Origin of the sequence: Thalassoglobus neptunius (assembly GCF_007859735.1) — a bacterium.
In the GTDB taxonomy this organism is placed as follows: domain Bacteria; phylum Planctomycetota; class Planctomycetia; order Planctomycetales; family Planctomycetaceae; genus Thalassoglobus; species Thalassoglobus neptunius.
This window is the reverse complement of record NZ_SIHI01000001.1, coordinates 1,198,251-1,220,235: the sequence shown is the minus strand read 5'-3', so window position 1 is coordinate 1,220,235 and position 21,985 is coordinate 1,198,251. Positions and strand designations below refer to the sequence as shown.

Annotated in this window: 21 protein-coding genes, 1 tRNA gene and 1 pseudogene; 12 read left to right on the top strand and 11 right to left on the bottom strand. The window is 53.3% G+C overall.

Going from position 1 to position 21,985, the window contains the following annotated elements:
- Positions 1-367: 367 nt before the first annotated feature.
- The 4 genes from KOR42_RS04940 to KOR42_RS04925 all read left to right on the top strand — a co-directional run bounded on the left by KOR42_RS04940 (position 368) and on the right by KOR42_RS04925 (position 3,519).
- Entirely contained in the window at positions 368-820 is a 453-nt protein-coding gene (locus KOR42_RS04940; protein ID WP_197440873.1) for a DsrE family protein, read from the top strand.
- Between the two features lie 75 nt (positions 821-895).
- The gene (locus tag KOR42_RS04935; RefSeq protein WP_146507526.1) at positions 896-1,834 is read left to right on the top strand and encodes a PNPOx family protein; all 939 of its coding nucleotides are present in this window, start codon (positions 896-898) and stop codon (positions 1,832-1,834) included.
- A gap of 232 nt (positions 1,835-2,066) precedes the next feature.
- Positions 2,067-2,948, top strand: coding sequence for a cysteine hydrolase (locus KOR42_RS04930; protein WP_197440872.1), 882 nt, complete (start codon positions 2,067-2,069; stop codon positions 2,946-2,948).
- 100 nt (positions 2,949-3,048) lie between these two features.
- Entirely contained in the window at positions 3,049-3,519 is a 471-nt protein-coding gene (locus KOR42_RS04925) for a nuclear transport factor 2 family protein (protein WP_146507524.1), read from the top strand.
- Between the two features lie 211 nt (positions 3,520-3,730).
- Here KOR42_RS04925 and KOR42_RS04920 read toward each other — a convergent pair whose 3' ends face one another.
- Positions 3,731-5,359: a sigma-54-dependent Fis family transcriptional regulator gene (locus tag KOR42_RS04920; RefSeq protein WP_146507522.1), complete on the bottom strand. Its 1,629-nt coding sequence runs from the start codon at positions 5,357-5,359 to the stop codon at positions 3,731-3,733.
- Positions 5,360-5,576: 217 nt separating this feature from the next.
- Here KOR42_RS04920 and KOR42_RS04915 point away from each other — a divergent pair, with 217 nt between their 5' ends.
- From KOR42_RS04915 to KOR42_RS04910, 3 genes and pseudogenes are all read left to right on the top strand, one after another.
- Entirely contained in the window at positions 5,577-6,116 is a 540-nt protein-coding gene (locus KOR42_RS04915; RefSeq protein ID WP_146507520.1) for a carboxymuconolactone decarboxylase family protein, read from the top strand.
- A pseudogene (locus tag KOR42_RS27785) lies at positions 6,113-6,304 on the top strand (recombinase zinc beta ribbon domain-containing protein); the annotation flags it as partial. The gene KOR42_RS04915 and the pseudogene KOR42_RS27785, both read left to right, overlap by 4 nt.
- 24 nt (positions 6,305-6,328) lie before the next feature.
- Positions 6,329-6,802, top strand: a complete 474-nt coding sequence (locus tag KOR42_RS04910; RefSeq protein ID WP_231740655.1) for a hypothetical protein — start codon at positions 6,329-6,331, stop codon at positions 6,800-6,802.
- On the opposite strand, the gene KOR42_RS04905 is transcribed toward KOR42_RS04910, so the two are convergent.
- The 8 genes from KOR42_RS04905 to KOR42_RS04870 form a co-directional block, all read right to left on the bottom strand.
- A tRNA-Pro gene (locus tag KOR42_RS04905) sits at positions 6,784-6,858 on the bottom strand. The two genes, KOR42_RS04910 and KOR42_RS04905, sit on opposite strands and share 19 nt — an antisense overlap.
- A gap of 119 nt (positions 6,859-6,977) precedes the next feature.
- Positions 6,978-7,442 (bottom strand): hypothetical protein, encoded by a 465-nt coding sequence (locus tag KOR42_RS04900; protein WP_146507516.1) that lies wholly within the window; start codon positions 7,440-7,442, stop codon positions 6,978-6,980.
- Positions 7,443-7,586: 144 nt separating this feature from the next.
- Positions 7,587-8,054, bottom strand: coding sequence for a universal stress protein (locus KOR42_RS04895; RefSeq protein WP_146507514.1), 468 nt, complete (start codon positions 8,052-8,054; stop codon positions 7,587-7,589).
- 274 nt (positions 8,055-8,328) lie between these two features.
- Complete coding sequence (acpS, locus tag KOR42_RS04890; RefSeq protein WP_146507512.1) at positions 8,329-8,721, bottom strand: holo-ACP synthase; 393 nt, start codon at positions 8,719-8,721, stop codon at positions 8,329-8,331.
- A complete protein-coding gene (locus KOR42_RS04885; protein WP_146507510.1) occupies positions 8,718-9,278 on the bottom strand; it encodes a hypothetical protein in 561 nt (186 codons plus the stop codon). The genes acpS and KOR42_RS04885 overlap by 4 nt, the downstream gene beginning before the upstream one ends.
- Before the next feature lie 370 nt (positions 9,279-9,648).
- Positions 9,649-9,972: a DUF6793 family protein gene (locus KOR42_RS04880; RefSeq protein WP_146507508.1), complete on the bottom strand. Its 324-nt coding sequence runs from the start codon at positions 9,970-9,972 to the stop codon at positions 9,649-9,651.
- A 28-nt stretch (positions 9,973-10,000) separates the two neighbouring features.
- Entirely contained in the window at positions 10,001-11,884 is a 1,884-nt protein-coding gene (locus KOR42_RS04875) for a GspE/PulE family protein (protein WP_231740653.1), read from the bottom strand.
- 79 nt (positions 11,885-11,963) lie between these two features.
- Positions 11,964-13,109, bottom strand: coding sequence for a type IV pilus twitching motility protein PilT (locus KOR42_RS04870; RefSeq protein WP_146507506.1), 1,146 nt, complete (start codon positions 13,107-13,109; stop codon positions 11,964-11,966).
- Between the two features lie 511 nt (positions 13,110-13,620).
- On the opposite strand from KOR42_RS04870, the gene KOR42_RS04865 reads away from it, so the two are divergent.
- The 5 genes from KOR42_RS04865 to KOR42_RS04845 all read left to right on the top strand — a co-directional run bounded on the left by KOR42_RS04865 (position 13,621) and on the right by KOR42_RS04845 (position 21,048).
- Complete coding sequence (locus KOR42_RS04865) at positions 13,621-14,322, top strand: FHA domain-containing protein (RefSeq protein ID WP_146507504.1); 702 nt, start codon at positions 13,621-13,623, stop codon at positions 14,320-14,322.
- 221 nt (positions 14,323-14,543) lie between these two features.
- Positions 14,544-15,065, top strand: coding sequence for a DUF1579 family protein (locus KOR42_RS04860; protein WP_146507502.1), 522 nt, complete (start codon positions 14,544-14,546; stop codon positions 15,063-15,065).
- Positions 15,066-15,529: 464 nt separating this feature from the next.
- On the top strand, positions 15,530-17,683 hold the full coding sequence (locus tag KOR42_RS04855; protein ID WP_146507500.1) for a peptidase domain-containing ABC transporter: 2,154 nt from the start codon (positions 15,530-15,532) through the stop codon (positions 17,681-17,683).
- The gene (locus KOR42_RS04850; RefSeq protein WP_146507498.1) at positions 17,676-19,142 is read left to right on the top strand and encodes an HlyD family secretion protein; all 1,467 of its coding nucleotides are present in this window, start codon (positions 17,676-17,678) and stop codon (positions 19,140-19,142) included. Before KOR42_RS04855 ends, KOR42_RS04850 begins: the two co-directional genes overlap by 8 nt.
- A gap of 340 nt (positions 19,143-19,482) precedes the next feature.
- Positions 19,483-21,048 carry a TolC family protein gene (locus tag KOR42_RS04845; RefSeq protein ID WP_197440870.1) on the top strand — a complete coding sequence of 522 codons (1,566 nt, stop codon included), beginning with the start codon at positions 19,483-19,485 and terminating at the stop codon, positions 21,046-21,048.
- Positions 21,049-21,120: 72 nt separating this feature from the next.
- Here KOR42_RS04845 and KOR42_RS04840 read toward each other — a convergent pair whose 3' ends face one another.
- Together KOR42_RS04840 and KOR42_RS27780 are read right to left on the bottom strand one after the other, a co-directional pair.
- Positions 21,121-21,669, bottom strand: a complete 549-nt coding sequence (locus KOR42_RS04840; protein WP_231740652.1) for a DUF3592 domain-containing protein — start codon at positions 21,667-21,669, stop codon at positions 21,121-21,123.
- Positions 21,670-21,823: 154 nt separating this feature from the next.
- Entirely contained in the window at positions 21,824-21,985 is a 162-nt protein-coding gene (locus tag KOR42_RS27780) for an integrase core domain-containing protein (RefSeq protein WP_390620856.1), read from the bottom strand.

Here is a 21,985-nt window from a genome sequence, read left to right as displayed (position 1 = left end):
GCACGTTACCGTTATCGCAAGAAGGGCCTATGGCTCACAGGTCACTTGCTTGAGCCCGCACTCGACTCGCAGCTCTGCCCCTGAAGATCTGCCGCCCGCTGTCCACCAGCGCACTGGCGAAACCGGGCCGTGATCGGACGACGATCGACTAGCGCAGCATCAAGTGCCGCTTTCACGAAATTCCGTAAACCTATCAACGCAAATGCGGATTCACGAAATTTCGTGACCCTGTCCGTTTCCTAAGATAAGTCGCAACTCTTTTCTGAAAAGCATGTTGCGCATCATGAATAGTATTCGGTACGTGTATTGCGATAGACGCTCCCACGTAAGTCAAATCGAACTATTCACTCTTGAAAGGACTGAAACCATGGCGACCGACTCTTGCACCACTGGAGCTTGTGAAGTTGACGAACAGCATGCATCTGCTCACACCGCGACCAAGCTGAAGGCGGCGATTGTTGTTTTATCGGACCCGAAGTCGGGTTCCCAGGAAGAGGCGCTAGGACGCGTCTTCAACGCACTTGCTGCTGCTTACGACTTCAAACATCGCAGGGACGACGTAAGCGTATTGTTTCAAGGGGCCGGAACACGCTGGATTGGCGAGCTCAGCAAAAAAGACCACCCCGCTCACGAGCTGTATAGGGAAGTCGAAGACACGATCGCTGGTGTCTCGTGCGGATGTGCTGACGTGTTCGGTGGCAGCGAAGAAGCCAAAGCATCCGGTTTCGACCTGATTACCGACAACCCTGTGCCGGGAACAAGCGGGCTACCGAGCTTGGCCGCACTTGTCGGTGAAGGTCGCAACATTCTCATCTTCTAGTTCGCGCAGTTAATCCCTCTCCCCTCGGCATCCTGGGGAGAGGGTCTCGCGGTGTTCCGAATCCTGGAGCGAATTATGTCCACAACCACGACGCCCACCACCAAATACCATGAGGGAGAACTGATCGCTCAACAACTCGCTGGCGCGGTGGAGCAAGCTCGCTGCAATGGCCGTGTGATTGGGAACACAATCATTCCGGGTGCAATCAAGTTCACCAAGAAGCAAAAGTTCGTCGTCGTGAGCAGCGTTGACCAGCAACAGGACCTGTGGGCGTCGATCATTGTCGGCAACACAGGTTTCATTACCGCAGAACCGCACGCACTTGACATCGACGTCTCCAAAGCTCTGCGAGTGGACGCCGATCCCGTATGGCAGAACCTGGTTACTGATCCTCCTATTGGACTCCTGGTGATAGACCTGCAAAGTCGCGCGCGGCTACGTGTGAATGGCAAGGTCAGTTTTCCAACGAACGATCAACTACATGTCAGCGTGGAACAAGCCTATCCCAATTGCCCGCAGTATATCCAACGACGCAATTATCGGCCGGACCAAAATCATCCATCGAGTCCCCAGTCGCAGGCTGGCACGAGACTCACAAACGAACAACAAGAATGGATTTCCCGCGCAGACACATTGTTTGTCGCAAGCCAGCATCCATCGAGTGGCCTCGACGCCTCGCATCGTGGCGGAAATCCCGGATTCATAAGAATACTTGACTCGGCACAGCTCCGCATTCCCGACTACTCCGGGAACGGAATGTTTAACACGCTCGGCAACTTCACTATTAATCCGCGTGCCGGGCTTCTCATCCCGGATTTTGAAAATGGCCGAACTCTTCAGTTAACCGGCCGTGCGGAAGTGCGCTGGGCTGTCGCAGATCCGCACAACGAAACGGGCGGCACCGGTCGTTATTGGGACTTCGCCATCGATCGATGGATTGAGACTCGTCACTCACTGCCCGGTGCTTCCGAATTTCTTGACTACTCACCGCATAACCCAGCCACAACTGAATGAAGCAAAGAGCAGTACTCCATTGTCCATGGAGGAAGACAGCAACGTTGATGCAAAGCAATTTCGAACCCCAAACCAAGGAGAACGCCATTGATCCCCGATTTCTTCCGACCGAATGCCGGATATTTAGAACGCCGTCATAAAGAGCGGCAACGCGTGTAACTCTCTCGTCGCCAACCTTCTGATTTAACTCTTTCGAACTTAAACACACCACTTAAATTCAAAGGCCAGAAACATGTCAACGACAAAACGAAACAGCGCTCTTGTCCTCGGTCTCGTCACTACGTTTTCTATTGTCGGGGTTTACTCTCTCAGTGGCGGATCAAAGTCATCAGCCGCGGCCAACAAAGTTGCCACTCACAAGACACCCGAACCAGTCGCCCGGAATCTCGACACCCAAGTCAAACTGAGCACGTCGACCGACCTCGGTATTCCACGGCCAGGCATGGTACTTGAGGCTGGTCGCACGGCCATCGTCATCACGGACCCGCAAAACGACTTTCTGAGTCCCGATGGAGTCGCTTGGGGCGTCGTCGGTGAGAGCGTTACTGAAAACGGAACGGTTGATAACATTCACGCACTGTTCGAGACCGCCCGTGATTTGAACCTGCCGGTCTTCGTTTCCCCGCACTACTACTACCCACACGATCACCAGTGGAAGTTCGAGGGAGCATTAGAGTCGCTCATGCACAACATCAACATGTTCGACCGAAAAGGCGAGCTGAGCTGTGACCACTTCCACGGCTCGGGGGCCGATTGGCTGGAGCAATACAAGCCGTACATCGAGGGAGACAATGTGATTGTGACAAGCCCGCACAAGGTCTACGGGCCGGAATCCAATGACCTGGTCTTGCAACTTCGAAAACGCGGCATTGAGAAAATCATCCTGGCCGGCATGTCGGCAAACCTTTGCACCGAATCTCACATGCGTGAATTGATCGAACAAGGCTTTGAGGTGACTGTCGTGCAAGATGCGACCGCCGGTGCCAAAACTCCTGCAGGCGATTCGCACAAAGTCGCTGTAGCAAATTACCACTACATCGCGAGTGCTGTTGTGACAACCGAGGAAGCTCTCGAAGGCTTGCGAAAGGCATTTGTCGGATCGTCGAGCAAGTGACCATGCCCACAAGTCATGAAGGCCATCGTCACTCGTCGGCGGCCTTCATAACTCCGCACACTCGTACTTAAACACCACCATGTTTTCCAAGGAGAAACCCATGCCCAACCCCACCGACATCAAGCCGCCGTTCACGCGCGAAACAGCCATCCGAAAAGTCCAGGCAGCCGAGGACGGATGGAACTCCCGCAACCCGGAGAAAGTCTCGCTGGCCTACTCGATCGATAGCGAGTGGCGAAACCGCGACACGTTTGTCAAAGGTCGAAACCAGATCGTCGAGTTCCTGACCGGCAAGTGGGAGAAGGAGCTTGACTATCGCCTGACAAAACAGTTGTGGGCCTTCACTGAAAACCGCATCGCCGTGCGTTTCCAGTACGAGTACCACGATGCCGACGGCAACTGGTTCCGCGCTTATGGAAACGAGAACTGGGAGTTCGATGACAACGGACTGATGCGACGCCGTGAGGCCAGCATCAACGACTATGTGATCAATGAGTCCAAACGCAAGTTCCACTGGCAGCTGGGACCGCGTCCAAACGGAGATGCTGGCCTAAAAGAACATATTAAATAGGGGAAACAGTAAGAACTCGCGGGAAGCGACGCGCTCCATTCTTACTGTTCCATTTAGACACCTTGGTCAAGACACTTAATAAAGAACCATAACTCTAATGTGGTTATGTTATTCCTATCACTTTGTACGCGATGCATTTCAATCCGCAGCTTGGCGAAATTCGCAGCAGCGACCTGACGTCTTCGACGAGGAGAAGGAAGATGAGTCCGATTCAAACCGGTCTTTCGATTCCCATTTTCTTCATGCGAGACGTCAAGGTCGTCGGCTTGATTCCCAGCAAGTCGGCCGCACCTCCTTCACCGGAAATCTTCCATCTGGTTTGTTTCAAAGCCGCGATGATATTCTCCCGTTCGCGGCGACGCATTTCGTCTTCGGTAACGATTTGTGGATCGGAACTCGATTCGATCGAAGTAGAAGTTTCCGCAATATCGCTTCGCTTCCCTCTTTCGACGCCGGGAAGCTCGAACCTCAGCCTGCCTTTCACCGACGTAATCACCGCTCGTTCTATGACATTTTGAAGCTCGCGAATATTGCCGGGCCAATCGTATCGCTGCAATTGCAGGATATTGCCTTGCGTCAGTCGCGGTGGAGTACGATTCAAATTGCGGGCCGAAACGTCGACGAACTGGGCGGCAAGGACCGAGATATCTTCCTTGCGCTCGCGGAGCGGGGAGATCTGAATCGGAAATACGTTTAGTCTGTAATAGAGGTCTTCACGGAACCGCTTTGCTTCGATCTCTTGTTTTAAGTCCCGATTCGTTGCTGCGACAATTCGCACGTCAACACGTTGGGTTCGCTCTTCGCCGACTCGCTCAAACTCGCCCTCTTGCAGCACGCGTAGCAGCTTGCTCTGCATGTCCAGCGGAATCTCGCCGACTTCGTCGAGAAAGAGCGTGCCGCCGTCCGCCAACTGAAATCGTCCCGCACGGTCACTGATCGCGCCGGTGAATGCGCCCTTTGCATGGCCGAAGAACTCGCTTTCGTACAGCTCTCGAGGAATTGATGCACAGTTGCATTTAACCATCGAACGCTCATGGCGTTGGCTGCGCCGATGAATCTCACGAGCGACCAGTTCTTTGCCAGTCCCTGACTCGCCAAGTATCAAGACACTGGCGTCGGTTGCCGCAACGAGATCGATCTGTTGCAACACATTCATCAGCGACGGGCTCTGTCCGATGATGTCGCCGAACTCTTGAATTCCAGCCAGTTCCTCACGCAGATAGTCGCGTTCGAGTTCGAGTTGTTCTTTTAACCGCGTGATCTCTTCAAAGGCTCGCGCGTTCGCAATTGCGGCGGCCGCATGGTCTGCGATCGTACGCATCCAGGTCAGATTCTCTTCGCCCAAACAGGCACGTGTGAATATGGCGAGAACCCCGAGCACCTCGCCTTTGTGAACGAGGGGCTGTCCCCCAAGTGCACGAATCCCTTCGGCCTCCGCCCAATCGGGCCTCGCCAGGATCTCTGGGTGTTCGGCAATGTCGGGAACTTCGAGCGGTTGCCCGGTTGCCGCAATCCGCCCGACTTTACGAACCCCGAAAGGGAAGCGACGGAAGACGCCGTCCAACCCAGTCCACTCCTCGCCCGTGATTTTGGAACTCCCCGAACTGGCCACCAGATGAAGGCACACGCTTTGGTCCTCGCATTCATGTCGCAAATGACAGTTCGCGCAAAGGTCGCCCGGTCCGAGGAGCCAGATTCGTGCCAGCGCAACTTCGGGCTGGCTGGCCATTCGATCCACAACCAGCTTAAGAACCTGCTGAACACCCCGCGCTTGCGCCATGTCGAGGAGCAACTGCTTGAGCAGGTTGATATTCGGTGGACGGATTTCGGACGGATTCATTTGGCCCACAATAAACGATGATTCGCGAAAAGTCACTGCGACATATTGCGAAATCACGATTTTTCGGGACACGCTGACACAAGAGAAATACACCTAAGACAATTCAGTCAAATAGCTTACGCCCTGATTACATCTTTGGAACAGTCGTTGCTTTGACATCTGACCAACTTCGACGCCGGTGTAACCACGAAACAACAGCCTGAAAGGACAAAGAGCAATGCCAAGAATCAAAGCAATCAACCCCAAACAGGCGACAGGAGAGGCCAAGCAACTTCTCGCTGACGTTAAAGACAAGTTTGGAGTGGTTTCCAATTTGGCGCGAACACTCGCCAATTCTCCCGCCGCCCTGAAGGGTTACCTGGCGCTCGGCGAGGCAATGGAAGGCAGTCTGCTGCCAGCCAAACTCCGCGAGCAAATAGCGCTCACCGTTTCGGAATCCAACGGCTGCAACTACTGCGTGGCCGCACATTGCGCGATTGGGAAAACCGTCGGCCTGAGCGACAACGAGCTTACCGACGCGCGCCAGTCGTCGTCCCCGGACACCAAGGTTGATGTCGCTTTACGCCTAGCAAAACAACTTGTCGAAGACCGTGGCTGGGTGAGCAACGAAGCCCTCAACCGAGTTCGACGAGCCGGTTATGGCGATGGTGAAATCGCCGAGATTGTTGCGATCGTCGCCTGGAAGACGTTCGCGAACTACTTCAACCAAGTCGCCGGAACTGATGTCGACTTCCCAGCTGCACCGGAAGCAAGGTGAATCTCCCGTTGGCGGGTGGTCTATTCATTTGCGAGCATTGTGGAGCGATGATCACTGGAGAACGAATCAAGCGAAAGCTGAAGGGAGGCGGCGTTCGCGTTCATGATTACTATCGTTGTGCGAACAACTATCCCGAAGATGATCACCCCAGTGTTCGTTGGCGAGCCGACGATCTGGAAGACGCAATCATCGCGGACCTGTCGAAACTGAAGATGCCCGACGAGGAAGTGGTTGAGTGGTTTCGATCTTCGTTGCAGTCAGCGTTCGCCGAGATCAGCGACCTTCAACGCAATCAGCGGATCGCGCTCGCGAAACGTCAGACCGAACTGACCAATAAGAACGACCGGCTCCTCAACGCGTTCCTGGCGGGATCGATCGACGAGCCAACGTTCAACGCGAAACTGGCCGCCCTGCGCGACGAGTTGGCCCAGGTTGAACAATCCCTCGGAGAGGCCCCGTCGCTCGACCCGGCGGACGTGCGGGCCGCACTGGCGGTCTTCGAGTTTTCTCAAAAAATTCCCAAAATCAGGCGCGGTTCAAAGATGCTCGAAAAACGGCGGATCTTGGAAACGCTATCTTTGAACCGCATGCTAGGCGACGTAAGTCTAGTCATAGAAAAGAGAAAGCCGTTTGACGAACTCGCCAAACGGCCGGAAATCCAGTTGAGTCGGGGCGACACGATTTGAACGTGCGACCTCCTGCTCCCAAAGCAGGCGCTCTAGCCAAGCTGAGCTACGCCCCGTGTGCGTGGTGGACAAAGGATAGGCAGAGATGGTTCGGTTCGTCAATCAAACATGAAGGCTGTTTTTGTGAAAATCGGCGAAGACGCAATGTCTGCCGAAACTTGAGGCGAATTCATCGTCAAATTTTGATCGGTTCATACTGGGCGGTCAGTTTTTCGACGGCAATTTCCGGACTCATGTTGAACAGAGCTTTCCCTCCAGTTCCCCAGACGCCGTCCTGATAATGGAAAACCGCCGAAGCGTCTCGGATGTCACCGACGGCTGCGATGTCCTCCATGTCTCCTCCCTCGACTGCTTCAAAATGAATTTCCACTGAGGAAAAGGCTGTGAGGAGATTTGTCGTTCGATCTCGAGCGAAAAAGACAGGATCTTTCCAATCACACTCGGTCCACCGGAGGCCGCGAGGTTTCCCCTGAGCGGCTGCGAGTTCGAAGAATTTGGCTTCCAGAACTTCTCGTCGAATCCGAAACAGTTCAATGGCCTGCTGAGTCTCTTTCGACCGCTTCCACTCGACGAATGCGGGGGCTTTGATCAGCATGATCAGCAGCAACAAAACGAGGGATCCAACGATCCAGTAGGTCATCAAAATTCAGGCCTCAACGCTCGAAAATTCTACTTTTGACAATTGCCTATGATTCGCTCTGACGACTGAAAATGAGTCTCTCCTCGTGCACTGCGTGCTTGGTGAGACGATTCTTCGAATCGAGCGAACGTAGTGTGGTGACGCTTAGGGCATCACGAAATCATGGCCTTCCGGTCGGACCGTCAACACTGGACACGTTGCTTTCCGCACCACTTTTTCGGCAACGCTTCCCATCAATGCCTGGACGAGGCCGGATCGACCGTGTGTTCCGATCACGATCATGTCGATGTCCTGCTCTTTGGCGTATCGGATAATTTCCAGAAACGGAGTTCCGGTGACAACGACTCGTTCGATGTCGACTCCTTTCGCCATTTCGGATGCGGGAAGCGACTCAATGGCTCGACGTGAACTCTCTGCCAATTCCTGAAAATACGGAGGTGACAGCGCTGTCGCCATTCCGGGTTCTGGAACGATCGGATAGAGATCTTCGACGACATTGATCAAGTGAACTTTCGCTTCAAACTTTCTGGCGAATTCGCACCCATACCGAATGGCATGTTGACTGAACTCACTGAAATCCGTCGGAATCAAGATCTTCTTCAAATTGATCATGGTTCTTGTCCAGTCTGCTCATGCGGTCCGTGAAGACCGCTCCGAAAATTGCGATCAAACGGAGAAACTCCTCCGCTGCTGGATCGCCAACGATGACTCCGCAGCGCGAAATCGACGACTCAATCTTTCACTTGATTTTACCAAACCTCAAGTCGAAGTTCTTCCGTTTCGGCCATTCCCAGAAACGGACACTCTCGAGTTTCTCCGACGGAAAAATCTAGCCCGATGAAGAGAAATCTGACGAGGAATCCTCACCCGTTGTGGAGATCATGGATTAGCTGTGACGACTGTGCTGCATGGCGATCGCTGTCGCTGTGGCGTATGCCCGGCAGTGTGAAATCGTGATCAGAACCTCATCGATTCCCTTGAGCTTTGCAACTTGTCCCGCACCACCAGAGATAACAATGACCGGCTCTCCGGATGGTTTGTTGTGAACTTGAATATCCTTCCACCCGACTCCTTTCGTGAATCCGGTTCCCAGCGTTTTCATCACAGCTTCTTTAGCTGCCCAGCGGCCGGCATAGTGCTGAATCGCCTCTTTGTGACGCTGACAGTATTTGATCTCAGTTTCTGAGTAGACACGCTGCAGAAAGAGTTCGCCGTGCCGCTCGATCATTTCACCGATTCGAACGATTTCGACAATGTCAGTGCCCAATCCCACAATCACGTTTCAAGTTCCTTCGTTGTAGTGTCCGTCGCCAATGGCGTTCTCCAAACCATTAGGCTCGCAAGGGTCGCAGCGCAAATCAGTTCCAGGCTCCAGAAAACAACAGAGAGGTGTTCGCCCCACTGACCGAGTTTCGAGTACCTGAAATTCAGATAGTCTCTGAATTGTGGTTTGAGTTCGCGGCGCTCCTGCCGGTAATGGTCTGCAAGTTCTGGATCATCACTCGCCAGTTCCTCGGCAAGATTGAGCATGGCAAGCTGATCCGGGTCGTTTTCGATTTGTTGGCTGCGAGCCTCTTTCAATTGCTGAAACGACGCCCAAGCCAGTTGAGTTCCTCCGATCAACACAACAACAAAGCTCACTAGCGGCAGGATTCGACTCCGATCAAGTTCGAATTCGCGTGCCAACCGACCGAACGCCATTCCGGAGAGGATTCCGAAAATCACATACGTCAGACCGATCCGACGCATCGGCTGCGGTGCGTAGGCGAAAGCGATCGCGAGAGCCAGAACGATTCCCAAACTGGAGAGCGACCACAGTAAGAAGCGAACTTTCATCAGGAAATGAAATCCTCCGGAATCGTGAATCGCGCCCAGCGAATATACTGGGACACCTCCGGTCAGGAATGCTTCAAACTGACGGAGCTTGTGTGCAGTGTGACAAGCTGAGCAGGTTAGTTGACGAACGCTCGAAAGGGAAACCACTGCTCTCGAAGCGGCCGTTCAACCGGCAAGTCGAACGGCCGCACGAGTTGTTCATCGAGGCACAAAAAGATTCCAGAAGATCCGTTTAGATCATCCGGTTTTGCGCAATTTGGGCGTCAGAAACGAGTTCGCAATTCGCTCGTCGAGGTTGTGTCGGGGCAGCGACATTCCGGACTCGGAACAGTCATCAATGAGATGAATCAGGCCCGGACATTTGTGTGATTTACCACCCGAGTGACATATTGGTTTCGATGGCCAGCTGCGCTTCGTGGAGGTCTGTCCCGGTTTCTTGTCGATACAAACGAATCGCGTGAACTTTATCGCCTGCCGCTTTCGCCAGACAATCTCGTGCTGTGTTACACGGATCAGTCGAGCTTTCGATCCCCAGGAGCCTCTTTGAAATGACCCAGACATCGCGAGGGCGCTGGTGAACCCGTTTCACTGATTCGCCCGGGTAGTTCTCTTCAGCGAACTGCAGTGCGCCTTCTCTGTCGTCTGCCCACCCGATCATGATGTGAGCATCTGTCTCAATTTCGAATAGCGGCATCGTTCTGGACCTTTTGTTTAGAGATCAGCTATTTGACAACCCTCGTAATTTCGTCGACGGAAGTCACACCCCGTACGACTAACCTTAAGCCTTCCTCTTGCATGTAAAGCATCCCGTCTTTACGCGCTTCATTACGAATTGCGGACATCGTGGCCGTGCTGCGAATCATGTCTCGAATTCTCTCTGTGATCATGAGAAGTTCGAACACTCCAACTCGCCCATAGTATCCCAATCCGCCGCACTTGGTGCAAACCGAAGAACTCTTCGCTGGCGGACGGAAGAACTCCTTAACCTTCTCCGGCGGCAATCCGACAGCTTTCAAGAGTTCTGCTTTCGGGCGATACGATTCTCGACATCGAGGGCAAAGACGGCGAGCCAATCGCTGCGACAGAACAGCTGAAATCGACGTCGAAATCATAAACGGTTCAACTTCGAGATCGAGCAGTCGATACAGCGCGGTGATTGTGTCATTTGCGTGAATTGTCGAGAACACCATGTGTCCCGTGTTGGCTGCCTGGCATGCGATTTTCGCCGTTTCCGTATCTCGAACTTCCCCGATCATGACAACGTCGGGATCTTGCCTCAAGATGCTTCGCAACGCCTGTCCGAAGGTGTTTCCGGACTTTGTGTTGACTTCAATCTGAGTCACATCGGGCATCAAGTATTCGACGGGATCTTCGACGGTAATGATATTCCGCTCACTCGAATCAAGATCGTTCAGACACGCGTATAGAGTCGTCGACTTACCTGCCCCGGTTGGCCCGCATACGAGCATCAGACCGTGCGGCTGGTGAATGACGTTCTCCAGGTTGCGCTGCATTTGCTTGCGCATCCCGAGTTCTTCGACCCGTCCCACCGAGTTGGATTGGTCGAGAATACGCATGCTCAGCTTTTCGCCATGCCGAGTCCCCTGCGAGGCAACACGAAAGTCGATTTCCCGACCTTCGACAATCGCTCCGAAACCGCCGTCCTGTGATCGCCTCTTCTCAGTGATGTCGATCGCACACAGCACTTTGAAGATATTGATGACCGCATCCCCGACAGCTTTGTCGAACGGTTCCGCAGGATACATGACGCCATCGATCCGCACACGAATTCCGAGTTCGTCGTCTTTCGGTTCGAGATGAATATCGGTCGCGCGTCTTTGAATTGCGTCATAGACGAGTTCCTTCGCAGCGACATAACCGCGCGACGATTCCACTTGCCGCGTTCTCGCTTCATCACGACGACCGGTTTTGGTTTTTCCGATAAACTGGATCGGTGGCCCGGTGGTCGATTCGCCCTTTTCTCCCTGACCAAAATTGATTCCGACTTTCGCAAGCTGCCGCTTGGTCCAGCGGGCGATATGTTCCGGCGTCATCACCCGTCGACCGGCGGGAACGTTTTCATTTCGTTCGCGAATGTAGAGCCCCAACGGAGCCCCGATCGCCGAGAGTGTCATGAGAAACCCAACGGGAAAGAGCGGCACCAGTAGCGCAGCGGGGATGCCGATCACTCCTCCGGTGGTCATGCAGCCGTTCCAGAACTGCGGGCGGACATGAAGGTCGCGACCGTCATCGTGAACCCACTTCGAGAAGTGAATCCACAATCCGAAGACGACCAGCAGACAACCAAACTTCCAAAGCGACAGGTAAAACCCGACTTGTGGCGTTTGAACAACGCGTAACCCGTAATCCGGTCGACTGGGAATTGCATTCCCCCGAATGAAGGGATCGACCGGCACGGAATATCGTTCGACGGTTTCGGTAGTGCTGTCCGCCACTTCGGGAACAGGCTCGTTGATGGGAGCCGGCGCCGGGACAGCAACTGGCTCCTGCGCAAGGGCAGAAGGATTCAACACCCCGCCCGCCACATACAGAGACAGCAGAACCAAAATGACCTTCAGATGCGGAATACGAAAGCTGACGAACACGATCTTCCTGTTTCTTGTTTCAGAAAGGTGTACGAACTTGCGAAAAGTTCCGCGCAGGTTAGCAAATTTTTGATTGGTACTACAGGATCGCAGAGGCTTTGACGTCGATTCCCTTGATCATCATTTTGAGTTCTTCCACGTTCGGAGAAATCTCAAAAGCTGCCGCCCGACTCACATATTCTTCCGTGATGAATTTATAGAGCGAGTCGTTGAACAACTGCATCCCTTCGTCTTTGCCGAGACGGATCGCCGCAGAAAGTTTTTCGTCTTTGTGTTCGAGCACAAGCTTTCGCACTGTTGGATTGAACCTCATGATTTCCACGATCGGAACTCGTGAAGGTTTGTCGACGATCGTCTTCAGAAGTTTCTGACCGACGATGGCTTTCATGTTCATCGCCATACTGGCCCGAATGGCATTGTGCATCGCCTGCGGAAAGAGATCCAGAATACGACCAATCGTACCGGGAGCACTCGAAGCGTGAATCGTTCCGAACACCAGGTGACCTGTTTCAGCAGCATGGATCGCGGTTTCGAAAGTTTCAGCATCCCGCAACTCACCGACGAGCATGATATCAGGGTCTTCTCGCACAGCATGTTTCATCGCGATATGGAAGTCGATCACATCCATCCCGATTTCTCGCTGATTGATCAGACACTTGTCAGGCGTGTAAACGAATTCGATCGGGTCTTCGATCGTGAGAATATGCTTGCGATAGTTATGGTTGACCCAGTTGAGCATCGACGCAATGGTCGTCGACTTACCGGAACCGGTCACTCCGGCGAGCAACACCATCCCTTGATCGTATTTGCACAACTCTTCCATAATCGGGGGAAGATAGAGCCCCTCGAAAGGCGGGATCGACTGTTCGACTTTTCGAGCGACCATTCCAGGCAGGCCGAGCTGCTTGAAGAGATTGACACGAAAACGCCAATCGTTGCCTTCAAAAGGAACGATGTGAGCAAAGTCCGCTCCACCATCTCGTTCGAAGATCATTTTGTTTCGGTCATCCATCACCTCATAGAACATTGACCAGAGTTGCTGTTCGGTCAGCGGAGGCATTGTCAATTCGCGAATTGTTCCGCGAATTCGAAGCATCGCGGGTTTTTCAGCCTGCAAATGCAAGTCGGAGGCTTCGTGTTTGATTTGAAGTTTGAAGAGCTTATTGACTTCCGGCTCGCGAGCCTTCTTCTCTGCAACGGTTTGGACCGGAGAATCAGTAGACATTTCCACACTCCATGAAGTGGTCGAAGAACGACTTTGAATAGATGCGATGAGGAAAGTTCGGGAACAGTGAATAACTTCTGTTGCTTCCGGGAAGAATTGTAGCACGCCTCACGACATCAGGAAATCATCGGATTCCCATTTGGACGAGGACGAATTGAAAACCGTCAGCAAATCTGTAAGCGGTTTCGTGTCTTCCGCAAGCTCCTGTTTTCCGAACCATTTCGACAAAGTTTGGCGTCCTGCCCTTCCCTCGGCGATCACGTTTCGACTCATCTTCCCGAATGGATCATCGGAGTGACTTTCTCGGAAATCCCGATGCTCGGTGTCATTTGTCCGATTGGGCGAAATTTGACAGAAATATCGCTTCTTCCGAATTTTCCCTGTCGGGAACGATTACTTCAGGTCGACACCAGATGTGTGTTCACCCATTACGAACGAAAAACTGGCTGCGTAAGTCGCGACCGAGGACACTCCATTCTGCGAAATCTGTCCTGATTGACAGGGTTGATGTATGAACATTCCGAACCCCCAGGGACGTGAGTTCCGACTTCGCATTGAGCGTGGGAACACCAAGTTTCCGAATCGACCTATTCATTCGGACCGCTTTCTCATCGGAGCTGGCACCAACTGTCATCTTCAACTTGGCGGCGAAATGCCGATCCTGCACAGTGTTATCGTGACAAATGGTGATGCCCTGTGGATTGACGCCGTCGTCGCTGAACCTCCGCTTCTCGTCAACAGAAACCCAACTCGCGAGGGCCCGCTGAGTGCTGGAGATCTGATTGAAATTGGCCCGTTCGTCTTCCATGTCGAATCGAAACCAATCGCGGAAGCAGCCACTTCCGACGAAGAGTCGGATGAACCTGTCGACTTGAGTGAACTTACTGCCGAAGAACTCGTCGACCTCATGCAGTCAGAGATTGATTCTCTCGCAGCCGTGGAACAATCGCGCCGAACCGGTGCCTCCGCCCTGCTCCGCGCACTGGCTCGAATTGAGAACTCAACTCCAGACACGCACGATCAGGAGAGCGAAGAAGAACTCGCTTCCCGACAGGATCGCGAGATCGAACTTCGAAGAATCGAGGAAGAACTCGACGCTCGTTCCGCTCGACTTCAGGCAGCTCAAGATCGCCTCGCGGAAATGCTGCAAGCTCTCGCTTCACGACAACCGTCTGACGATGGCGAAGATGACTCGATGCGGCTGACTGCGTAGTCGAATCGCGGTCAAAAACGGCTGACTCGCCGTCGGCCCCCAAGAGCCGCCCTCGCCAATTCTCGTGCAAATCTTTGAACTGAAGAAATTACGACGCTCTCGCAAATCGACCAGTTTTCTGCTTTGAACTGGTTCTCAGCGCGATTCTTTGAGAAAATCTGTTCCCAGCGATCGACCGACAAGTTTCGGGACTCTTACCGCAACATGAGGGAATGGAACAGATGAATTCTTCCGCACAAAGCAAGCCTTCAGAATGCGCCCATGAATGGTTCGAGCAAGTGTGCGGAACATGGGCAGGCGTTTGCCGAACATGGTTTGAACCGGACCAGCTTGCCGATGAATCTCCGTTTGAGGGCCGCTTCGGAAAATCGATCGGAGGAAATTTCCTTCGCCATCAATACTCCGGAGAAATTCAAAACTCTCCCCGAGTCGGTGAAGAACTCTTCGTCTTCAATCCCGTTGGTGAAACGATCGATGTCAGTTGGGCAGATTCTTTTCACATGAGTAGTTCGATCATGCTGTCTCGCGGCAAACTGACCGGAAACACCCTCGACATGACGGGTCAGTACATGGTCGGGGTCGATATTCCCGACTGGGGATGGAGAACTGTTTACGATCTGACCTCTTCTGATGAACTGGTCATCACGGCTTTTAACATCAGCCCAGAGGGCGAATCGGCCAAAGCGCTCGAAACGAAGTGCCGTCGCCTCGACGACACTCCGACCGCCGAAGCATCGACATAAAACTCCTACGGGTCCGTCTTCGAAAATTCGCCGGAGCCAACACGATATTCATCGAAATTGACGACCGCAGAGAAACGACCCTGCGAAACCATGAAAAGGGCTCGCCCCTGTTTCATGATGGAAGTCATTGGTGACCAATCGAACGAATCAAACATTGCAAATGGAAGTCTGCATTATTCTTTGCAAGAAAGTCCTCTCTCAATCTCTGAACTGTTTCTCTTCCGGCCCGAAAACCACCGACAGACTTTTAACGTAACACTTTTTACGTCAACAGGTTAAGAATCCGTCAAACCGATCCCCTCGAATCAGCATCGCAGGACATGAAGATCTCGTTAGAGGCCAACCGATAGACACAGCCCAATTTTTCCCGATTCGGATATTTGCAATGTGCGTCAACGACCTGCGAGGCTAGAATCCTCCTGGCACCGCAGGTGCTCTAAGAACCACTCTGATGGGAGCAAACAGTGAATGTGGTGACACGAACAGACTCGCCAGTCGACTTACAGGATGGAATCGAACTGACGAAGATCTTTTCGGAACTCTTGTTCGATTCACGAGAGGAAGTCGACCGTCTTCAGGTCCGCCGAATTGTCGATATCTCGATCGCAGACAGAATCGATCCCAAACATGACGCATGGTGGGGATGGGTCTCCGAGGCAGGTCGCGGACTTGGCCTCAAAGTCAAAACCATCAGCTGCAACTGGGACGAGTTCATCAGTCTCGCCCGTGAAGGCGCGACGGTGATTGCAAAGGGGCCAGAGGATCGAGGGTTCTTTGCGGTCACGAGCAAGAACGGACGAACCTTGCTAATGAGTGATCCAAACGAGGACGGCCGTTTCGTTCGAACGACTCCCGGCGCCATTCGGAAGCGTCTCTCAGCAGATCCTGACACCGGGTTGATCAACACTGTGGTTGTCGAACCATTGGTGGCACTCTCCGCTGTTCCCGGAAAAGCAACGCGTCCCTTAAATCGATTCATCGCACTCCTGCGTCCGGAACTCGCTGATGTCTACATGATCGTCGTGTTCGCCATCGTCATTGGTGTGCTCACGATGGCGGTTCCGCTCGCGATCGAAACTCTGGTCAACACGGTCGCCTTCGGAAGCTATCGTCAACCGGTGATTGTGCTGGCCCTCATCCTGTTTTCATTCCTCGCTTTCTCTGCAGCCCTTCGCGCCGTTCAAACATTTGTTGTGGAAGTCATTCAACGGCGACTTTTCGTCCGCGTCGCTGCGGACATTGGGTATCGGATTCCAAGAGTCGATGTGACAGCCTTCAACGGAATCAGCCCCCGCGAACGTGTGAACCGATTCTTCGACATTGTCACTGTGCAGAAAACAGCTGCCCAGTTTCTGTTGGATGGTGTCACTCTCGTCATGAGCACAGCGATCGGAATGGCTGTCTTGGCGTTTTACCATCCGTGGCTTCTGGGGTTCGACCTCGTCCTGCTGGCGCTGATCGCGTTCATCATTCTGGTCCTCGGACGTGGAGCGGTGGCGACGAGCATCAAAGAATCGAAGTCGAAGTACAAAATTGTCGCCTGGCTGGAAGATCTTGCTGAGTGCCAGACGGCGTTTCGTTATCGCGGAGGAACTGACTTCGCCATCGAACGGACAGATCATCTCGCGCAGGAATATCTCGACGCGAGACAGAAGCACTTCCACATTGTTTTCCGACAGATTCTGTTTGCTCTTGGGATGCAGGCCATCGCCAGCACAGCATTGTTGGGCCTGGGCGGATGGCTTGTCGTGGCTGGGGAGCTCACGCTGGGCCAACTTGTCGCTGCTGAATTGATTGTGACAATCATTGTTGGCTCGTTTGCCAAACTCGGAAAACATATGGAGTCGTTCTATGACCTCATGGCCTCGACTGACAAACTGGGCGAACTGTTCGACTTGCCCGTCGAAGAAGACGGAGGACTCTCGTCACGTCCATCTTCCCACGAATTGAGTCTCGTCGTGAAGAACGTCAAGCATCGTGGAATCAAGTCGACCTCGAAACCGATCTCAACAATCATCCGAGGCGGGCAACACATCGCCCTGACTGGAGACGATGAAGGTGGAAAGACCATCTTCCTCGACCTGCTCTTCGGATTGCAGGAATCTGAAAGCGGGTACATCACCGTCAATGGAACGGACGTTCGTGAAATCCGTCTCGAAACACTCCGCCACGCACATTCACTCGTCCGTCACGTCGAAGTGTTCTCCGGAACCGTCGCCGAGAACGTTCATCTGCAACGCCGCAATGTCACCATGGACGATACGCGCATCGCCCTGACTGCTGTCGGTCTGCTCGACGAAATCCTCGAGTTGCCGGATGGAATTGAAACTCATCTCTCGTCCACAGGATTTCCGCTGACCATCAATCAACAACGAAAGCTGATGCTGGCACGTTCCATCGCAGGAAATCCAAGCTTGCTGCTCATCGATGGACTTCTCGATGGTTTTTCGGACGCCGATATCGAGTCTCTCGGCAATGTCATTTTCGCCCCCAATGCCACATGGACGGCGATTGTTGCCACGGGACGACAAGCTCTCTGCGACAAGGCTACTGATGAACTCTGCTTTGGTGATCATCCAGCGAAGCGAACTTTGAATTCGGGGAAAGTCAATGGGTAAGACAGAATTCCAGAGTGCTCCTAAAATTGTGTCCAAGCCCCGGCGTGTCCTCGCTCCGATTGCATACAACGAAGTGGATATGCCAGCGTTGCGACTGGTCCGCTCTTCGAGGTTGTTCCGTCGGGTCGCCACCATCTTGTTCATCGGCTTGATGACCACAATTTTCGTGATGGCATTCGCACCCTGGCAACAGTCGATCAAAGGGTCCGGGAGTGTCGTTGCATTTGCTCCGGGTGAACGGCAACAGGTCATCGAAGCGCCCATCAAAGGCCGGATTATTCGATGGGGCGAAGACATTCACGAGAATGCACGCGTCGTCGAAGGCCAGGTCATCGCCGAGATTCAAGACCTCGACGAACAATATGCGATGCGACTCCAACAGCAACTTGATCGGGGACGGGAGCGAGTCCAATCGGCTCAGGACCAACTCAATGCCAGCAACAGAGTACTCGACGCAGCCCACACCGTCGTTGAATCCTTTGAAGAACAGGTCATTGCATACACGGAAGTGAAAGCGGAGACGATCGCCGCTCAGGATGCGTATGTCGAACAAGCTCGGGAAAAAGTCAGAGGTCTCGAAAATCAGCTCACCGAATACGCTTCGCACATTCCGCAGCTCGAAGCTGAAGCATCGCGAATGGAAACCCTGTACAAAGAGGGAAATATCGCTCTGCAAAAAGTCCAGGAAGTGCAGGCGAAACTCTCTGCCCAACGCGCCAAAGTGGAGAAAGCTGGAACCGATATTGCCGGTGCAATGAAGGAACTTGAGGCCAAACAGTCGGAAAGAGTCGCGAAGATCGCCAAAGCGCAAGTCGACATCGATTACGCCAAAGCTGCCGTTCGCAAAGCGACCGCAGACATGGAGAAAGCCAAAACCGAAGTCGCCAAAGTGACTCAAGAGATGGCGAAAGCTCAGGCCGACGTTTACAAACTCGAGTCTGATGTCTCGCGACAGGCCAATCAGACCGTCACTGCCCCGTTCGACGGTTTCGTCGTTCAGATCACTCCCAACTTCGGAACCGGAGTTCTCAAAGAGGGAGATCCGATCTGCACCATCGTCCCCGATACCAAAGACCGAGCCGTGCAAATCTGGCTCAAAGGAAATGACGCCCCACTGGTCGAACCGGGACGTCATGTCCGACTCCAGTTCGAAGGATGGCCCGCTGTTCAATTCGCAGGATGGCCCTCCGTTGCTGTCGGAACTTTCGGCGGTGAAGTCGTTTCCGTCGATTCGATCGACGACGGGAAAGGGAAGTTTCGAACTTTGATTCGTCCAGTCAACCCGGAAGACTGGCCCGATGACCGCTATCTGCGGCAGGGAGTTCGGGCAAATGGATGGGTCATGCTCGATGTCGTTCCGCTCTGGTACGAAGTCTGGCGACAACTCAACGGATTTCCTCCGGTTGTCACTGATCGTTCCGAGGATGAGAAGCCAGCAAAACCTCCGCTGCCCAAGTAGGAGATAGAAGATCCAGGAACACTAGGAAGGCTGGCAAAGATTTTCCGGGAATACGGATTCATCTGATCTTTTGCTTCAGGAGATTTCAAGAGGAACTGCGTTCGCCCTTCAGATCTGGACGAATTATTCCACAGGGAGCGCCCGTTATCGACGGACTCTCTGACTGCGCCCAACGCGCGGAGATTTCTCGAAAGGCAAAGGAATGTCAGCCCAGCACTGGTTGAGTTTAAGCTGTATACTCGTCCTCATGGGATGCGTTCAATCACGGAACGTTGTAACCCAAACTCTGGGACTCGAGTCCTCTCCAGCTGGATTACAGGGTTCCTCACGTTCAGCAACGGTGAACAAACTCGCGACGGAACCAAATTCTGCCGATGCAATCGAATTGACGTCTCTGCAAGTTCCAGAAAAGGAACCTGCTCCGACACCAGCCCAAAAGCCGGACCAGAATCCGGACACTGCTCAAGACAAAAAGATTCCCAATCCTCCAGAGTCCGACGTCCCGCCGCCGTCCGATAAGGAGCTTTTCCTTCCCCCGGATTTAACGGGCGATGCCCCGGAAGTTCAAACGGGGCGAGAACTCCATTTGGATGCGGTGATCAATTCGGTCTATCAATCGTACCCAAAACTCCAGTCGGCACTCTTTGAAAGAAACGTCGCCAACGGAAACTACCTCGCTGCCTGGGGGGAGTTTGATACCAAGCTCAAAGGAGCATCCGAAACTGGAAACTTCGGATTCTACGAGACCTACCGAAACAACATCGGTGTCGTGCAACCGCTCTTCGGAGGATCTGATGTGTTCGCCGGATATCGAATCGGGAGAGGTGACTTCCAGCCGTGGTATAAAGAACGACAAACCGACGATGGCGGTGAATTCAAAGCTGGGATCACAGTTCCTCTCGCTCAGGATCGAACAATTGATGCCCGAAGAACAGATGTCTGGACATCATCGATTCAGCGGGAATTTGTTGAACCGGAAATTCAGGCCCAGTTGATCGCATTCGTGGAGCAAGCGTCCTTCGCCTACTGGGAATGGGTTGCAGCGGGACGTCAATTGCGAATCGTGGAAGCAGTATTAAGAATCGCCGATGACCGGAACGACCGGATTCGCAGACAGGTTGAAGAAGGGTTCCTCGACCCTCCTGAATACACGGACAACCTGCGTTTGATGGCTGATCGACGCGCCAAGCAAGCGAGCGCCTTGAGAAAAGTCCGGGAGAAAGCGATCAAGCTTTCATTGTACTACCGCGACTTCAACGGACAGCCCATCGTTCCCGACATCGAGCAGCTTCCTGTTTTTCCCGAAGTCAAAGAGATTGACGCTCAGGACTTGGACACCGACATTCAAATCGCACTTCAGAACCGTCCGGAGCTGAGAGTCTTTGACTTCATTCGAAAACAGTTGGATGTCGAACACGCTCAAGCATCCAACTTGATGAAACCAGAAGTCGATGCCGTCTTCGTCGCCTCTGACGATGTCGGCGCACCAGCTTCGTCCAAGCGAGACAAATCAAGATTCGAATTCGATGCCGGTCTGTACGTGTCCGTTCCAATTCAGCGACGCAAAGCGATTGGAAAGATGCAGTCGATCGAAGGCAAAGTGTCGCAGGTTCTGGCCAAGCGACGATACGCCAGCGATCAAATCGCCGCCGAAGTCAAGAGTGCCTACGTCGCACTCGAGCAGTCCAGAGTCCAGGTCATTCAAGCCCGCGAAGCAGTGCGACTCGCTGTGGATCTTGCCCGACGTGAAGCCAGAAACGAGGAACTCGGACTCTCAGACATGCTGAAAGTCTCTCTGCGCGAACAGTATGCTCAGGAAGCTGCCGACAAGGAAGTTGCCGCACTGCTGACATACTTCGAAGCCGAAGCCGCCTACCGAGCTGCTTTGGCCATCGACCGACTTTAGGAATGGCAGCAGCCAGCAAAAGGCCGCCTTCGCAAACTGTACTTCTCAGGCAGATCGAGTCTCTGAAAGACTTCACTCCTGGTTCTTGAAGTACTTCGCGGACTGAAGTTCGGAGAAGTGATGATCTGAGTTGGTCGGCGTACTCGGAACGATCTCCATTGCTTCGTCATCGTATTTCGACTCAATCATTCCAATCACGCTCGACAGAATTGTCACGATGACGATTCCGACAAAGGCGAAGCAAATCCCGCCGATGACGACCGTCATTGGGGTCGTGTCAATGTTGGAGCCCTTGGAAAGCATCGATTCTTCGGGATTCTCCGGGTTGTAGAAGACCGGAACTTCCTTCCCGATGGGGAAATTATTCAGCAGCGCCGCTGCTGGGATTCGCTTGCTGAATGCTTGTTTTCCGACGAGATGAATTCGATCGGTCGAATACGTTTTCCCGTCGACTTCAAACTCTGCAAGCACCCGGGCGACGTAATCGGTCGTCGTCACTTTGGTCATTCGCCGCCCAATCATGACTGTCGACTCTTCTTCACGAGTTTCGACTTCCGATTTGACGACTTTCCCCGAAACCGACGGCCAGTTGTTTCCGCCGTCCGTCTTCTCTTTGACCATCGCAACTCCGAGTGGACCAACGACACCACTCAGAACGCCGAATCCCACAAGGACGTAGGCTGCGAAACGATAGACTTTCGGTTTGCGAATTCGATAGACGTCGAGAGGGTCTGAAATGCCCCCGAAGTTTGAACCAGGCTTATGAGAGTTGGGGTTAGGTAAGTAAGTCAGTGTGCTGGAGTGGAGGAGAAGGTGGAGCCGTAGGCGGAACCTTCTCTGGAACGGAAGCACACTGAGTCGAAAATTCGGCAGGCGTCAACCCTCCAAGAGAGCTGTGCGGACGGCGGTGGTTGTAAGTCATCCGCCAGTCCTGAAT

Bases quoted from the DNA above. Each gene is read 5' to 3' on its own strand.
- KOR42_RS04940 (WP_197440873.1), top strand. From the start codon at position 368: ATGGCGACCGACTCTTGCACCACTGGAGCTTGTGAAGTTGACGAACAG.
- KOR42_RS04935 (WP_146507526.1), top strand. From the start codon at position 896: ATGTCCACAACCACGACGCCCACCACCAAATACCATGAGGGAGAACTG.
- KOR42_RS04930 (WP_197440872.1), top strand. From the start codon at position 2,067: ATGTCAACGACAAAACGAAACAGCGCTCTTGTCCTCGGTCTCGTCACT.
- KOR42_RS04925 (WP_146507524.1), top strand. From the start codon at position 3,049: ATGCCCAACCCCACCGACATCAAGCCGCCGTTCACGCGCGAAACAGCC.
- KOR42_RS04920 (WP_146507522.1), bottom strand. From the start codon at position 5,359: ATGAATCCGTCCGAAATCCGTCCACCGAATATCAACCTGCTCAAGCAG.
- KOR42_RS04915 (WP_146507520.1), top strand. From the start codon at position 5,577: ATGCCAAGAATCAAAGCAATCAACCCCAAACAGGCGACAGGAGAGGCC.
- KOR42_RS04910 (WP_231740655.1), top strand. From the start codon at position 6,329: ATGCCCGACGAGGAAGTGGTTGAGTGGTTTCGATCTTCGTTGCAGTCA.
- KOR42_RS04900 (WP_146507516.1), bottom strand. From the start codon at position 7,442: ATGACCTACTGGATCGTTGGATCCCTCGTTTTGTTGCTGCTGATCATG.
- KOR42_RS04895 (WP_146507514.1), bottom strand. From the start codon at position 8,054: ATGATCAATTTGAAGAAGATCTTGATTCCGACGGATTTCAGTGAGTTC.
- KOR42_RS04885 (WP_146507510.1), bottom strand. From the start codon at position 9,278: ATGAAAGTTCGCTTCTTACTGTGGTCGCTCTCCAGTTTGGGAATCGTT.
- KOR42_RS04880 (WP_146507508.1), bottom strand. From the start codon at position 9,972: ATGCCGCTATTCGAAATTGAGACAGATGCTCACATCATGATCGGGTGG.
- KOR42_RS04870 (WP_146507506.1), bottom strand. From the start codon at position 13,109: ATGTCTACTGATTCTCCGGTCCAAACCGTTGCAGAGAAGAAGGCTCGC.
- KOR42_RS04865 (WP_146507504.1), top strand. From the start codon at position 13,621: ATGAACATTCCGAACCCCCAGGGACGTGAGTTCCGACTTCGCATTGAG.
- KOR42_RS04860 (WP_146507502.1), top strand. From the start codon at position 14,544: ATGAATTCTTCCGCACAAAGCAAGCCTTCAGAATGCGCCCATGAATGG.
- KOR42_RS04850 (WP_146507498.1), top strand. From the start codon at position 17,676: ATGGGTAAGACAGAATTCCAGAGTGCTCCTAAAATTGTGTCCAAGCCC.
- KOR42_RS04840 (WP_231740652.1), bottom strand. From the start codon at position 21,669: ATGGTCAAAGAGAAGACGGACGGCGGAAACAACTGGCCGTCGGTTTCG.